The following is a 16359-nucleotide window of genomic DNA, read 5'->3' on the forward strand; positions in this document are numbered from 1 at the left end:
ACCTATAAGATAGGTGGTATTTCGTAATGGATTTAACTAAGTCAATAGATCTTTCACTACATGACCATGAACATCGGTCAGACGGAAACGCCTTCCTTGATGCTTAAAAATCAAGCGTTCATGATCTATTCCGAAAAGATGTAGCAAGGTGGCATGAAAATCGTGTACATGAACAGGGTCTTTGACCACGTTGTAACTAAAATCATCGGTCTCCCCATAAATAAATCCTGGTTTTACTCCAGCACCTGCCATCCACATGGTATAAGCCTTAGGGTGGTGATCTCGACCATAATTTTCAGGGGTCAACTGCCCTTGGGAATATACGGTACGCCCAAATTCACCTCCCCAAATGACCAGGGTATCTTCTAACATACCTCTTTGTTTTAAATCTTTGATCAAAGCTGCATTGGCTTGATCTGTTCTTTTACATTGCGCCCTGACCCCACCGGGACAACCAATATGCTGATCCCACCCCTGATGGTACAACTGTACAAATTTCACATCTTTCTCAAGAAGCTTTCTTGCCATTAAACAGTTGGCGGCATAGGTGCCGGGGTCGCGACTGTCTTCCCCATACATATCAAAAATATAATCGGGTTCGTCAGACATATCGGTAACTTCGGGTACCGAAGTCTGCATTCTAAAGGCCATTTCATACTGCGCCATACGCGCATTTATTTCGGGGTCTCCGTAGGCGTCATGCTGAATACCGTTGAGTTTCCCCAAATAATCTAACATTTTTCGGCGATCGGTACCATCATAATTTTCGGGATCGCTCAAATATAATACGGGGTCTTTGCCAGAACGAAATTGTACCCCTTGGTGTTCTGTCGGTAAAAATCCATTACCCCATAGCCGGGAATACAGGGGCTGCCCCCCCATGTTTTTGGTAATCAGCGTAATAAAAGTGGGTAAATTTTCATTATCGGAACCTAGACCATAGCTCAGCCAAGAACCGATAGAAGGGCGCCCTGGCAATTGATTCCCGGTTTGCATAAACGTAATGGCAGGATCGTGGTTTATGGCGTCGGTCTGCATTGATTTTATAAAACAGAGGTCATCAACTACCTCGGCGGTATAAGGCATCAACTCACTCACCCATGCCCTAGATTCACCATATTGTTTAAAATTCATTATGGAAGGTGCAATGGGAAATACGGTCTGCTCGGCGCTCATCCCAGTCAAACGCTGTCCTTGGCGTACAGAGGGCGGTAAATCTTTACCGAACATATCTTTTAATTTGGGCTTATAATCAAACATATCCAATTGCGAAGGCCCACCACTTTGGAACAAATAGACAATACGTTTTGCTTTGGGCATGTGATGCGGCAAACCCAACCGATTTTTATTGTAAGCTTTTAAAACAGCATCGGCACTTGAACTTTTATTCACTGCACCAAATGCCTTTTCGGTATTGAGTAAAGAACCTAAGGCCAAAGCCCCCAATCCCATAGAGGTTTTAGTCAGAAAATTTCGCCTGTCCCACTGCTTCTCTATTTGTTGAAGGTCTTTATTGTTTGATTTTAGAATGTCATGATTATGGCACATAGACTATTAATTTTATTGACACTATCGTTTTGTAATTGCGGCATCGGAGTTCATAATGGCACTTGCTACGACCGCATTTGCTGCGACCATCGCACCATCATCGGCATTTGAGATTCGAAATTCCCCTGTATTGAGCCATCCTTCCGTCTTAGCTTTGTTCTTCTTAAATTTTTGATATTCCCCCTCGCGTAGGTCGGCTAGAAGTTGTAATTCTTCAGTCTCGATCTTTCTTCCTGTTAGCTTTCTAAAAACAGTCGAGATGCCTTCTTTGGGGTCTGAATAGGAGAGCATGCTTCCACCCAAAACACGAGACGCTTCAATATAAGTGGGATCGTTCATCAGCACTAATGCCTGCAATGGGGTGTTGGTCTCTTGTCGACGTACGGTACAGAAAGAGCGCTCGGGCGCATCAAAAGTGGCAATGGTCGGATGCGGCACAGACCGTTTCCAGATGGTGTACATACTTCTTCGGTACAATTTCTCACCCTTATCCTCTTCATAAGCTGCTCCGTTTATCTTCCAAAGACCTTCGGGCTGATATGGTTTTACGCTTTCTCCACCAATTTTAGGATTTAACAAACCCGATGCGGCCAAGGCATTATCCCGCAACATTTCACCCGTCAACCGTTTGGAAGGACCTCTTGCCAACAACCGGTTTCTTTTATCATTCTTCAACATTTCTTCGGAGGCTTTTGAGGATTGTTGATAGGTATTCGACATAACCATTAACTTATACAGTGCCTTTACATCCCACCCAGATTCCATAAAATGGATGGCCAACCAATCTAGCAATTCAGGATGACTTGGCAGCTCTCCTTGATTTCCAAAATCTTCCGTTGTGCGAACGATTCCCGTACCGAAAATATTCTGCCAATACCGATTTACGGCTACTCTAGCCGTAAGCGGATGCTTCTTGTTAGTCAGCCACTGGGCAAGCCCCAGTCGATTTTTGGGCAAGCTGTCAGGATACGCGAATATTCGCTCGGGAGTGCTGGGAAAAACCTGTTCTCCGTAGGCATCGTACTGACCCCTCTCGAGTAAAAAGGTCTCCCGTGGCTCTGGCATTTCTTTCATGACCATGATTTCTTTTATCTGATCCATGCTATCGACCATCGTACTGCGCACTTTCGCCAATTCTTTGAGCGCCTTTTTCACTTTTGGTGAATGCGTATGCACATAATAATCGGTTAGCATGTTTTGCTCTTCCGAAGTAAGATCGTCGGGCGATTTTACTACTATTTCTTTTAGTTTTTCAGGATTGGAAATCTGAGCGACTTCCAATGCTGTTAGTTCCTTATCAAATACCAAAATATCATCGGCTTTGCCGCCCCCGATACCTTTTCCGCGCCAAATAGCCCCTATTTGCAACCCGGGCTCAATAGGGTTTTTATAAATAATATCGGTGTAGCTATTGAAAATGATGTCTTTATATAAATTATCATTCACAATGGTGGTTTTCTGTTCCACACCATCCATGTAAATCTTTACACCTTTGGCCTTACTAGAGCCATCATAGGTCATGGTCAATTGCACCCATTTGTTTTTGGGCATATCATTCAAGGTTCGTTCAACAATGGCATTATCGGGCCAAACATGGGCTAACAAAACCTCTATTTTATTGTCTTTTACACTTACATGGTAGCCCCGATAACTATGTAGCTGTGTCGAATTCTGCTTGTGGAAGATGACCCCGTTTTCCAAATCCTCAGGAATAAATACACGAATACCAATACTGAAGGGATGACTTCGTTGAAAAATTGCCAATTTCCCCATATCGAGCCACGTATCGCCGTCGAACGAAATACCTTTGCCCGTAAAACCTTCGGTCAATATCACTTTTTGGTTTTCGGCGTATTGTTGCTTCATTTCCCCTTTATGATAGGGCGGCACTGAACTGTTTATTTGTCCATCGTTAAAATCAACCTTACCAATAAGGTTTTGGGGTAACGTTTTTGTATCGATTTTCTGATATTGTTGATCAGCAATCCATTTTTTTGCCTCTGGAGTAATATCTTGCTCCACGACCGCAACATTTTTGCTTTTATCGTTGACAAGTGCTTCAATATAAGCTGTAAATTCCTCCTGTTCTTCAGTTGGTAACCTCATGCTGGGCACTGGCATTGACCAATCCCACGGAATTTGACCAGACTCGTTCACGTTATTGAAAAAACTGTACATCTCAAAATAGTTCTTCTGCGAAATAGGATCATACTTATGGTCGTGACATTTGGCACATGCCATAGTAAGTCCCATCATACCCTCGCTCACCACATTTGTTCTGTCAGATACATACTCTACCCGAAATTCTTCGTCGACGATACCCCCTTCCAAATTCTGCGGATGCAAGCGATTAAATGTCGTTGCCAAAATTTGTTCCTTACTGGCATTGGGCATCATATCACCCGCTATCTGCCATCGTAAAAATTGGTCATAGGGCATATTTTCCTTAAACGCTTTTAAGACCCAATCCCGCCATGGGGATACATCGCGATAACGATCAACGGTATACCCATGGGTATCGGCGTAACGGGAAAGATCCATCCAATCCAATGTCAATTGTTCAGAAAAATGGGGTGAAGCCAATAACCGATCTACTTGCTTTTCATAAGCGTCGGGAGCCTTATCCGATAAAAAAGAATCAATTTCACCTATCGTTGGCGGTAGGCCCGTGAGATCAAAAGAAACCCTTCGAAGCAATGTTTCCTTATCGGCTCTTTCGGTTGGTTCTAAACCTTCTTGTTCCAATTTAGCCAATACAAAGTTATCAATGGCATTGCCTACTTTGATTTTTTGGGCCACTTCGGGAATCGTCTGTTTTTGCGGTGCCAAAAACGCCCAATGGTCTTTGTACTCTGCACCATCTTCAATCCATTTCACCAACATGGCCTTCTCCCTATCGGTAAGGGTAAGATGAGATTCAGGTTTAGGCATTATAGCATCGGGGTCTTCGGTAAGAATTCTATCGACAGTTTCACTTCTGCCCAAATTACCGGGAACGATGGCATATTTACCTGGAGAATCGGGCAGCTCGGCATAGGCCATCTCCGGAAGATGTAGTTGTAACCCTGCTTTTATCTTGGCCTTATCAGGGCCATGGCAAATAAAACATTTATCTGACAAAATGGGCTTGATATGCTGATTGAAATCAAGGGTTTTCGGAAGTTTTTCATATTCCCTTGCCACGCTTTCCGGTAAATCCGGACCACCACAAGACAAAAAGACAACGCCCATAAAAAATCCAAAACAATACTTAAGTAGCTGCATAAATCGATAGTAATTGACAAATCAATCAAATATACGTCTTGTTAGCCAATTAACTTTTTCCTAATCAGACCAAAAAATGTACATTTCCGACCTATAATATTCCTGTTTCAAATAAAAACTTTGTTAACTTTCATAAAATTAGGGAAGATATTTAGAATATAAGATGTTTATTTTAGTACAAATCCGATATAAATGAACCATTTACTACGCTCATTACAGGTAAGCCTATTGAACACGGGATATGCACAATTAGGCACCGATTGGAATTTTGACAACGTGTTCAGTCCTTTTACACGCATATACTACATCTCCAAAGGAACCGCCAAAGTATACCATAGCAACCAAGAATTTCTACTCAAAAAAGGATATTTATACTTGATACCGAGTTACACCTACAGCCGCTATAAATGTGATGTGTACCATGAGCAATATTACATCAGTTGTTTCGAAGGAATGGGTAATGGCCCATCGATTTACAATCTCTGTCATTTTGAATACGAGGTGGCGGCACGAGAAATCGATCTATATTATTTCAAAAGACTTTTAGAGCTAAATCCCGGGCGCTCATTGACAAACAACAACCCTCAAACATATGATAACCGCCCTACCTTAGAACGTTATGAACAAAGCAACGACAATTTAACCGCCCAAGATTATTTAGAAACCCATTCTATTTTAAAATTGTTATTATCCCGTTTTATACGGCATAGCAAAATATCTGATAAAGGGGCTCAGACACAACGGGAAATAGGTGATATTCTCAACTATATCGGGGAAAATCTGCATTTGCAAATCGATGTAAAACAATTAGCGGCCTATAGCCATTTGAGCATTGATTACTTCTCGCGAATGTTCAACGAAAAAGTGGGCATTCGCCCAAACGCCTATATTCGGTCTAAACGTGTTGAACGTGCTCAATTGCTGTTGCTCACTACAAATGATTCGCTGAAACAAATTGCATCAAAAATAGGTTTTGAAAACCTTTCCTATTTCTCAAGGGTCTTTAAAAAGCATGCCGGCAAATCACCCGGCAGTTTTCGACGGGAACAACTGAAAAATTGAGGACTAAACTAACCGTACACCAAGAAAGAAAATTTTCGTATTGGCCAATTTTCTATTCAAAAAAAACCATTTTCTAGTAAACCATTACTTATTTTAGTATTTTATTGATTCTATCTGCAACTAAAATAAACCGATGAAAAGACGAAAATTCTTGTATTCCACAATGGCCGCAGGAGCCGCATTGCCATTAACCTCCTTCGCAAATCAACCCACGCAGGAAACGAAAGAGAAAGAACTTTATGAAATCAGAACGTATGAGATGAAATTCGGTGCAAGTCAACAGGTTCTTCAAAGCTATTTGAGCGACGTGCTGGCCCCATCTTTAATGCGTATGGGTGCAACAACATTCAAGTTGTATGGTGAGTTGGGAAATTCAGCCCCGACTAAAATTTACGCACTGATATCGTACCCCAACAGTGAAGTTTACCTGAAAGCCCAAAATTTGAATAATGATGGGAAATACGTCACTGCTGCTGCCAAGTATAATGCCTTGCCCCCTGAAAAAACCTTGTACAACAGATTTTCGTCATCGTTGTTATTGGCCTTTGACGGTATGCCCAAAATGATGGAACCCATTGACGGGGCTTCCCTATTTGAATTACGCACATACGAGGGTTATAGTGAAGATGCCGTAAGGCGAAAAATCAAAATGTTCAATGACGGGGAAATCGATATATTTCTAAAAACAGGATTGCACCCCGTATTTTTTGGGGAAATGATTGTTGGTCCCTACAGGCCTTGTCTGACGTACATGCTCAACTTTAAGGACATGGATGAGCATGATGCCAACTGGAAACGTTTTAGTTCAAATTCCGATTGGGAATCTATGAAAACCAAGGAGGAATATGCGAATACCGTATCGAACATCAGAAAAATATTTTTGAGCCCCCTATAATATGCTATTATTAACTTTTAAACCATTTATCATGGCTAAATTTTTACAAAAAACTGCTAAACTAAAAATTAGTTTTGGTTATTGCATTTTAGTGATATTCCTTGCTTCGGCATGTAAAGAGGAAAGCAAAGATAAGAACGAAGCTCCAAGCTTGAAAATTAGTGCAGACAATGCGGGTCTAACCCTTCCTGAGGGTTTTGGCGCCCTAAAAGTAGCCGATTCACTTGGAAAACCCCGTCATATTGCGGTCAATTCCAACGGAGGTATTTATGTTAAACTAAGGGAACTTGTCGATGGGGAAGGTATTTTATATTTAGAGGACAATGACGGTGACGGGATTGCCGAAACGAAACAAGGTTTTGCCGATTATGGTGGCACAGGAATAGCACTCGACGACAATTACCTATATGCATCATCCGATGAAGAAATATTTCGTTATAAACTTGACGAATCCCAAAAAGTTATCGACAAGGATGCTCCCGAAAACATAGTAACCGGTTTAGTTGCAGGAGGTTCCCATGCTACGAAATCGTTTACCCTCGACGGCAAAGGTAATCTCTACGTGAATATCGGCGCTTATTCGAATGCATGTCAAGAAGAGGATAGAAAAAAAGGCTCCCCGGCCATGATGCCCTGCCCTATTCTTGATTCGGCAGGTGGTATTTGGCAATTCAAAATCGACAAAATGAAACAATCTTATAACAATGGTGTTCACTACGCTACCGGATTGCGCAATGTTGTTGGGTTGGATTGGAACAAAAGTAACGACCATTTATTTGTGGCACAGCACGGTAGGGATATGCTGCACACCTTATTCCCCGATTTGTACGACACAGAAACCTCGGCGATATTACCTGCCGAAACGTTGTACATGTTAAAAGAAGGAGACGATGCAGGCTGGCCTTATATATATTATGATCAAATACAGCAGAAAAAAATATTAGCGCCTGAATACGGTGGCGACGGTAAAAAAACGGGTGGAGAAAACGCCATTGATCCTGTTATTGCCTTTCCGGGCCATTTAGCCCCAAACGCTGTACTATTTTACACCGGAAACATGTTTCCTGAAAAATACAAAAATGGGGCTTTTATAGCGTTTAGAGGTTCTTGGAACCGCGCCCCGGAACCACAGGCCGGTTATATGGTCGCCTTCGTTCCTTTTGAAAACGGTAAACCAACCGGCGATTGGGAAGTGTTTGCCGATGGTTTTTCCGGCTCTGACAATATAAAATCGCCGAATGATGCCAAGCACCGTCCCACTGGTCTGGCCCAAGGCCCCGATGGGTCGTTATATGTTTCCGATGACGCAGGAGGCACCATATTTAGAATAGTTTACAGTAAAAAATAAAGTAATGGAATACAGAAAACTAGGAGAAACAGATTTAACGGTTTCAGCAATAACTTTTGGTGCATGGGCAGCAGGTGGCTGGATGTGGGGAGGAAATGACACCAATGAGGCAATCAATGCCATGCGAAAAGCGTATGACCAAGGGGTTACCTCAATTGACACTGCCCCCATTTATGGGCAAGGCAAAAGCGAGGAAGTGGTGGGTGAAGCCATTAAGGGTTTACCACGTGATAAAATACAGATTCTTAGCAAGTTCGGTTTGCGATGGGATTTGGCCAAGGGAAATTTCAAATTCAAGAGCGAAGATAATGATGGCAATAAAATAGACATTTACCAGTATGCAGGAAGAGAAAGTATAAAGCAAGAGGTTGAAGACAGCCTTAAAAGACTCGGTACCGACTATATCGATTTGTACCAAATTCACTGGCCCGATACCACTACGCCTATTCAGGAAACCTTTGAGACGGTTGCCAAACTAATCAAAGAAGGAAAGGTTCGCTACGCCGGAGTTTGCAATTACGATGTAGCCCAAATGAAAGAGGCCGAAAAATATGTAAAACTAGCTTCAAATCAAGTGCCTTTCAGTATGGTAGACCGAGACATAGAACAAGAAATCGTTCCCTACTGTATTGCGAATAACAAATCGATTCTAGCCTATAGCCCACTGCAACGAGGTTTACTCACGGGAAAAATGAAAACCGGTCAACAATTCGGGGAAGGAGACCATCGGGCGAACAACCCATTTTTTACCGATGATAGTATCTCCAAGACCAATGCCTTTCTTGAAAAAATAAAACCAATGGCAGAAGAAAAGGGAGCGAGTCTAGCACAACTTGTCTTAAAATGGACGATTGAACGCCCAGGAATCACCATTGCCCTTGCAGGTGCTAGAAATGCAAAACAATCGGTTCAGAATGCCGCCGCTGCGGATTTAAGTCTTACCTCGGAAGAAATTGATTTCATCAATAAGGAACTCAAAAAATATTGATAAGAAATTAATGGAGCGAAGGAATTGAAGTTTATAGAATCTCCGAGAGGCGGCCCACAGGTTTTTCTTTATGACGCTTTTGACCATGATTTCCATCAAAGGAACCCAAATAAATTCTAAAAACGCTCCCTTACTATTTGTGCTACTTGACCCATCCTTTATTGTATTGTGATAGGCATATATGAACTTGGCAACGCTTTCGCTTAATCTTGTGACGATAATCATTCTACATGTCTTAATTTTGCCTTGGCAAATATTAAAATTGATTCTATTATGAAAGATGGTTTGCACCGTTTGCTTTATGATTATTTATTAAAGACCGGGGTAAGTGAAAATTTTGCTGCTTACGTAAATGCGTTACTTTTATTGGTCGGGGCTTTGATTCTAGCGGGAGTACTAGATTACATTATTTGGAAAGTGCTACGCTCTGTATCGATAAAGTTGGCCAGAAAATCAAGGAATAATTTTGACAACTTTTTAGTTGCCAATAGGGTACCACGGTATTTGGCACATATAATTCCTTTTTTTGCGTTGTTCGAGCTAGTTCCCATCGCTTTTACAGACTTTGATTATGGTGAGATTATCGTGCTTAAATTGCTCCGCATATTATTTGTTGTACTCACCCTGCTGATTGTCAAAAGCCTATTCAGAAGTACAAACGATTACTTGAAGACCCGCCCAAGGTTTAAAGACAAACCAATGGATAGCTACATTCAGGTGTTTATGATATTTGCGTGGATCTTTGGTTTATTGACAATTTTCGCCATTATTACCGACACCACCATATGGAAGTTCTTTACCGCTCTTGGCGCCGCATCTGCCGTTATACTCTTAATATTCAAAGATTCTATTTTAGGGTTGGTGGCCAGTATTCAAGTCAGCATCAATGACATGGTTCGCATCGGCGATTGGATAACTTTTCAAAAGTACGGAGCCGATGGTGATGTCGTCGAGATTACCCTGGCTACGGTAAAGATCCAGAATTTTGACAAGACCATAACCACCATTCCCACCTATGCCTTGATATCCGATTCATTCCAAAACTGGCGTGGTATGCAGGAATCAGGAGGTAGACGTATAAAAAGAGCATTGATCATTAGCCAAAAAAGTATACGGTTCTTGACCGACGAAAATATCGAATCGTTAAAAAAAATTCAACGTATTGCCCCGTACCTCACAACTAAAAGTCAAAACATAGCCAGTTATAACAAAGAAAACGAAATAGACAAGACCTTGGCCATAAATGGTCTTAACCTTACCAATATCGGGGTATTTCGAAAATATGTGGAAACATACCTGAAAAACCATTCGGCGATAAATAAAGGAATGACCTTAATGACCCGACAACTGCCACCCACACCACAAGGTATTCCACTTGAGGTATATGCCTTTAGCGCTGATAAACGCTGGGAGAACTATGAATATGTTATGGCAGATATTTTCGACCACCTTTTGGCGGCACTACCCTATTTTTATCTTGAGGTTTTTGAATTGCCTGTTTCGTTGTCTCAAGCAGATAGTTACACCTTCCCTGGTTCTCCAGCCCCCAATCCCATGTAGAGTTTCAAAAATGCAATAACAAAGAGGAAGACCAGTGAATGCACCCAGCTTCCTGTAAAATCGAAGATACCACCAAAAATAATCGGTCCGGCGGCAGCAAGAATATAACCGATAGATTGTGCCATACCCGATAGCTCGGTAGCAGAGTCCGCATCCTTAGATCTAATTACAATAAATAGAAGAGCCAACCCAAACGTTCCGCCCAGTACCAGACCGATGAGTGAAACCCATAAAGGAACCCAGCCGACCTGCGGAAATGAGAGTCCCACCAAACCTATAACCTCAACAACGATTAAAAATAGAACCACAGTGCGTTGATTTTTTAGTCTTCCAGCAAGAACAGGAATAGTTAAAGACCCTAAAATACCTGTTGCCTGTGACAAGGAAAGCATCCAACCTGAGAATTCGGCATTGAACCCACGACTCTGCAAAATGGCCGGAAGCCAAGCTAATACCACATAGAATGTCAAAGATTGTAATCCCATAAATAAGGCAACATTCCATGCCAATCTCGATTTACCGAGTGTCTTCATCGCCTTAAGATAATTGCGTTTTTGGTCTGTTTTTTTTAACCTACTCAGTTGGGGCAACCAAATCATTAAGGCAACGGCGGCAAAAACCGCCCATATTCCTAAGGAAAAGCGCCAACCTAATTTATATTCATGGGCCAGCGGCACACTAATGCCCGCAGCCAGGGAAGCACCGGCTGCCATGAGACTGGAATACAAACTTGTAATTAACCCTGATTTAGAAGCAAAATGGCGTTTTGTCAAACTGGGCAATAGCACGTTGCCAAAGGCAATGGAAATACCAAATAGAAGTGTTCCCAGATATAGCATAAATATGCCTCCCAATGAACGAATGACAATTCCCGTTACCAATAAAAGTAATGCCCCGAACATTGTACTGCCAATTCCAAACCTACGTGTCAACAAAGGTGTTACTGTTGAAAAAACACCAAATGCCATGAGGGGCAATGTGGTCAATAGCCCTAACATAGTGTTCGAAAGCCCGGTAGCTTCTTGAATGTCGCCGATTAAAGGCCCCACACCTGCCAATGCAGGTCTTAAATTGAAGGCAATACATAATATTCCCGCAATTAATAAAACATTGATGGAACTTTGACCGTCGTTTTCAGAGTTGAATCTAGTCATCGCAATTCGCCGATTTGAGCATTTCCAATAAAAAACAACGAAAGTAAACAAAGACAGTCAATGAAATATTCTTAATTATTCGGATTATCTATTCCGGGCGCACTAGAATACAATGACATCTATTTTGAAGTACGCCTAAAAACCTTCATAAGTCCTTAAATCACTGTTAAAACCTATAGACCAACTTCCCTCGAAAAATAGTAACTTTAAGTCGCACATCAATAATCATTCGACATTATATGAATTCATGTCGTGGATGCAAATGGTAATGAAAAAAGTTTTTTCTTATTTCTTGATTTTTATAACTTCTGTTTTCTCATCAGTGGCAACGGCTCAGATTATAACGGTAAATGGCGCTATTGCCCCGAAAGAAATGGGTTTGACACTTATCCACGAACATATAATGGTCGATTGGATAGGTGCAGATAGCACAGGCTACCATCGTTGGGACAAGCGTAAAGTTGTAGCGCGGGCATTTCCATATCTCAACGCACTTAAAGAACATGGCGTGACCTCTTTTTTAGATTGCACACCTGCCTATCTCGGTCGTGACCCTTATGTATTAAAAAAATTATCGGACAGTACCGGCATCCATATTCTTACCAATACCCGTTATTATGGATCAGGAAATAACCAATACATCCCCAAGAGCATTCGAAACAATTCACCCCAAGAAATAGCCGCGGATTGGATTAAGGAGTTTCAATACGGAATAGACAGTTCGGGGATTAAACCAGGCTTTATAAAAATGGCTGTAGCAAATGAGGATAAACTTTCTGCAATGCACACGAATTTAATTAAGGCAGCGGCCCTTACTCATCTCGCAACCGGCATGGCGATTGTTTCCCATACAGGAGGTGTTAAACCCGCCATTGCTCAAATTGAGGTGTTAAAGGATATGGGGGTATCGCCGGAAGCATTCGTGTGGACCCATGCACAAAACGGCAATATGCCGGGCTACATTAAAGCAGCTGGTCTAGGAGCGTGGATTTCATTAGACAATCTTCATGATCGGCCCGACAACGAACCCGATAGTAACGGAAGCATTTCCTGGTTTATAAAAACACTTTCTGAACTTAAAAATCATGGAATATTGAACCATATTCTAATTTCACAAGATGCCGGGTGGTACAATGTCGGGCAAAAGAATGGTGGTAATTACAGAGGATACACTATTTTGTTTACAAAGCTAATCCCTCAGCTTAAAAAGCATGGTTTTTCGCAAGAAGATATCGATATGTTGTTAAAGGAAAATCCGAAAAACGCCTATTCACTTCGCATTAGAAGCGAATAGTTTTGCAGTGATTACTTTATCGTTACAATCGGAAACCTACTGGCACATAGCCAGAATACCTGTTGACCCAATAAATAACAGACAATGAAAAAAACAATTCACCTACTAATTTTGTTCGCCAGTATGACGACGTCTTTCCAATTTACGGGTCAGAACACGGACTCAGACGCTCAATACATTTATAAAAATGGAGATCCGCACGGTATCGGAAAGTGGTATATGGGTAGGGAAATTGCTAATGTAATGGGCTTTCAGGGGATGGATTGGCTGGAACGCCCCGAACGCCAAGAAGAAGAAAACACGAGTAGGTTACTTCTTAATATGGATATTGATATCGAGGATGAAATTGTAGACATTGGCGCCGGATCGGGCTACCATGTATTTAAGATGGCTCCAATGGCAGAAAAAGGAACCATTTATGCTGTTGATATTCAAGACGAAATGTTAGCTGAACTCCGCAGAAAAAAGGAAAAAAATAAAATCAAGAATGTAACCATCGTAAAGGGAGGTGGCAAAAGCATAAACCTGTCTAAGAATTCAATTGATAAGGCGCTTTTGGTCGACGTATATCACGAGTTCGATTATCCTATTGAAATGATAGCTTCGATTAAAAATGCCTTGCGCCCAAATGGAAAAATATTCTTGATCGAGTACCGAGGCGAAGATGACCAAGTTCCCATCAAAAAGGTTCATAAAATGACCGAAAAACAGGCAGTAGCAGAAATGATAGCGGCAGGCATGAAACTGGAGCGCAATATCGACAACCTGCCTTGGCAACATTGTATGGTCTTTGCCAAAAAATGATTTTAAAAAAACCTTGGCAATAGGGTTAAATGTTTTCATAAAAGTTATACATCAGAAACTTCTACTCAAAAAGCCTTTACACCTACCAATTTAAAAAAGACTTGAATTCTAGCCTTTAAATATTATAAAGACAACATACCAAATTAGTATCCGGCTATGGCAAACCAAAGGCCAGACCAACCTACCGACCGCTTAAACAAAGGTTTTTTAAAAAACATGTTCCGCCTTTCGTAAAATTTAAGGTTTTTCTTTCCACTTTAACAGTTCCGAATGCAATATGCTCTTGGACAAGAAAAGTGAATTACACTACAAAAGTATCCATGTATTGTAGTCCTTTCAATTTAATATCATATTTATGTCAATCTCATTATTTCTGCAGTAGCTGGATAGATTTCGGGCAATTGATTTGGAATTTAGTAGCAAAACCACTTAAATTTATAAGGTGTTGATGTATTTAAAGATATTGTATTGATGATGCATTGATATCATAGTTGAACAACAAAACCTTGTTCTAAAGTGGAAGTGTTAATATTCCAATTTTAGAACTACAAAATTGCAGGAAGATTATGACAGAAAATCTGCAACAAAATATTGAACTTGTTTTTAAGAAACATTATAAAGAGTTTTGTCTGCTATCCTATAGTTATGTATCGTCTTCAGCACTTGCAGAAGATATAGTACAAGATATTTTTGTTGAAATACTGGCCAAGAAAGGCTCAACCCCAATAACTAATCTAAAAGGATATATTTGGAGGTCAGTCAAATACTCAAGTCTTAAACAGGTAAAAAATTCAAAAAAATTAATTCCAATTGACGACACAATTGGATTTACTACACTTATTTCGGAAGAAGACAACAGATTAGAAATAGATTTAGGGCCTAAACTTCATGGTGCAATCGCAAAATTGCCCACGCAATGTAAAAATGTATTCATAATTTGTGCTTTAGATGGTCAGAAATACCAAACCGCGGCAATTTCATTGGGAATCTCAGTAAACACCGTGAAAACACAAATGAAAAAAGCCTATAGTATTTTAAGAAAAAACTTACATAATGCTTACTTATTTCTATTCATACTCGACATTATTACTAGGTTTTTAATATTATTTTTAATTTTCTCATTTTAGGCATCACCCTTTTCTACTTTTTTGGCACTTATAATTGAGCAGGTCTTCCAAACGACCGTTAAGCTTATATAACGAGCTATGGATATAGCCAAGATTATAGCAAAAAAATTAAATGGCAGCCTTTCTGACCAAGAACAGGGATATCTTGATCAATGGCTAAAAGAATCTGAAGAAAACAAGTCATTATATCTTCGTTTAAAAGAATCGGGCAATCTTAAAGATATTACCTCCATTACTGATATTGATGAAAACAAGCAATGGCAGGAAGTTCGGGACAGAGTCAAGAAAGCCAAGTTTAAGACTCGTTCGATTTTTCGGTTCAGATCGGTAATTAAATATGCAGCAATTTGCATTGGGGTCATCGGGTTGGGTTATGGGTATCAATATTTCGATTTTTTCGTTCAAGAACCCGTTGAATCAGAAGATGTCATCACTCTTAAATTAGAGAACGGGGAGGTACGCACCATATCATCTGAGAGTCACGAGAATATTATTGACTCAAAAGGTCGTGTTCTGGGCAAACAAATCGGAAATCAAATAAATTACTCAGACCATGCCGAATCTAAAGAGTTGGTCTATAATACGCTTTCGGTGCCTTATGGCAAAAGGTTCAGTGTTATATTGTCAGATAGTACTATTGTTCATCTAAATGCTGGCTCGTCCCTAAAATATCCTGTAAATTTTATTGAACATCACAACCGTCAGGTCTTTTTAATTGGCGAAGGATATTTCGATGTCGCCAAAGACAGCGCCCACCCCTTCGTGGTCACTAATGGCACTATGGATGTTAGGGTACTAGGTACCAAATTTAATATTTCGGCATATCCTGAAGATCGTGATATAAGCACCGTTTTGGTCGAAGGTTCGGTTAGTCTTTACAACTCAGAAGATGTATACGACCCCAAAAAGGCCAATGTGCTTCAACCCGGGTACAAAGCGGCTTGGGACAAATTTCATGAAAAAATAGAACTTGAAGAAGTTGACACTGATATCTATACAGGGTGGGTCAATGGTAAGTTGGTGCTTAAAGAAATGTCATTTAAAAACATAATCCCAAAATTGGAACGCCATTACAAGGTAACTATTGACAACAATTATGAAGCCCTGAACAACGAAGTATTTACTGCCACTTTTGATGTAGAGACTATAGATGAAGCCTTAAAAATATTTTCCGTAGAAACCCCCTTCGAATATAAATTCGAAAACAATGCTATTCTTATAAATGAACTGAATATTTATTAATTTAAAACAATTGCCCATGGAATAACAATGCTATTTGAATATGAATCGAACAAACAAAAATTTGTCGGCTGTC

General features: G+C 40.6%; 12 protein-coding genes. 9 read left to right on the forward strand and 3 right to left on the reverse strand.

Features of this window, described 5'->3' with window-relative positions; translation table 11 throughout:
- Positions 1–36: 36 nt before the first annotated feature.
- Positions 37–1548 carry a DUF1501 domain-containing protein gene (locus BLS33_RS21390; protein WP_089894789.1) on the reverse strand — a complete coding sequence of 504 codons (1512 nt, stop codon included), beginning with the start codon at positions 1546–1548 and terminating at the stop codon, positions 37–39.
- A gap of 21 nt (positions 1549–1569) precedes the next feature.
- On the reverse strand, positions 1570–4812 hold the full coding sequence (locus tag BLS33_RS21395; protein ID WP_089894791.1) for a DUF1553 domain-containing protein: 3243 nt from the start codon (positions 4810–4812) through the stop codon (positions 1570–1572).
- Between the two features lie 192 nt (positions 4813–5004).
- Between BLS33_RS21395 and BLS33_RS21400 the strand changes: the two genes are divergently transcribed.
- From BLS33_RS21400 to BLS33_RS21420, 5 genes are all read left to right on the forward strand, one after another.
- The gene (locus BLS33_RS21400) at positions 5005–5874 is read left to right on the forward strand and encodes a helix-turn-helix domain-containing protein (RefSeq protein WP_089894793.1); all 870 of its coding nucleotides are present in this window, start codon (positions 5005–5007) and stop codon (positions 5872–5874) included.
- Between the two features lie 133 nt (positions 5875–6007).
- Positions 6008–6769, forward strand: a complete 762-nt coding sequence (locus tag BLS33_RS21405) for an NIPSNAP family protein (protein ID WP_089894796.1) — start codon at positions 6008–6010, stop codon at positions 6767–6769.
- Between the two features lie 31 nt (positions 6770–6800).
- Complete coding sequence (locus BLS33_RS21410; protein ID WP_089894894.1) at positions 6801–8117, forward strand: PQQ-dependent sugar dehydrogenase; 1317 nt, start codon at positions 6801–6803, stop codon at positions 8115–8117.
- 4 nt (positions 8118–8121) lie between these two features.
- Entirely contained in the window at positions 8122–9105 is a 984-nt protein-coding gene (locus tag BLS33_RS21415; protein WP_089894799.1) for an aldo/keto reductase, read from the forward strand.
- Positions 9106–9378: 273 nt separating this feature from the next.
- Positions 9379–10665 carry a mechanosensitive ion channel family protein gene (locus BLS33_RS21420; protein ID WP_089894801.1) on the forward strand — a complete coding sequence of 429 codons (1287 nt, stop codon included), beginning with the start codon at positions 9379–9381 and terminating at the stop codon, positions 10663–10665.
- Here BLS33_RS21420 and BLS33_RS21425 read toward each other — a convergent pair.
- Entirely contained in the window at positions 10626–11819 is a 1194-nt protein-coding gene (locus BLS33_RS21425) for a CynX/NimT family MFS transporter (protein WP_089894803.1), read from the reverse strand. The two genes, BLS33_RS21420 and BLS33_RS21425, sit on opposite strands and share 40 nt — an antisense overlap.
- A 268-nt stretch (positions 11820–12087) precedes the next feature.
- Here BLS33_RS21425 and BLS33_RS21430 point away from each other — a divergent pair, with 268 nt between their 5' ends.
- The 4 genes from BLS33_RS21430 to BLS33_RS21445 all read left to right on the forward strand — a co-directional run bounded on the left by BLS33_RS21430 (position 12088) and on the right by BLS33_RS21445 (position 16286).
- Positions 12088–13113, forward strand: a complete 1026-nt coding sequence (locus tag BLS33_RS21430) for a phosphotriesterase family protein (RefSeq protein WP_176801478.1) — start codon at positions 12088–12090, stop codon at positions 13111–13113.
- Positions 13114–13197: 84 nt separating this feature from the next.
- On the forward strand, positions 13198–13917 hold the full coding sequence (locus tag BLS33_RS21435) for a class I SAM-dependent methyltransferase (protein WP_089894805.1): 720 nt from the start codon (positions 13198–13200) through the stop codon (positions 13915–13917).
- A 566-nt stretch (positions 13918–14483) separates the two neighbouring features.
- Positions 14484–15044, forward strand: coding sequence for a sigma-70 family RNA polymerase sigma factor (locus tag BLS33_RS21440; RefSeq protein ID WP_089894807.1), 561 nt, complete (start codon positions 14484–14486; stop codon positions 15042–15044).
- A gap of 78 nt (positions 15045–15122) precedes the next feature.
- Entirely contained in the window at positions 15123–16286 is a 1164-nt protein-coding gene (locus BLS33_RS21445) for a FecR family protein (RefSeq protein WP_089894809.1), read from the forward strand.
- Positions 16287–16359: the final 73 nt, after the last annotated feature.

The organism is Kriegella aquimaris, from assembly GCF_900103215.1.
GTDB lineage: Bacteria > Bacteroidota > Bacteroidia > Flavobacteriales > Flavobacteriaceae > Kriegella > Kriegella aquimaris.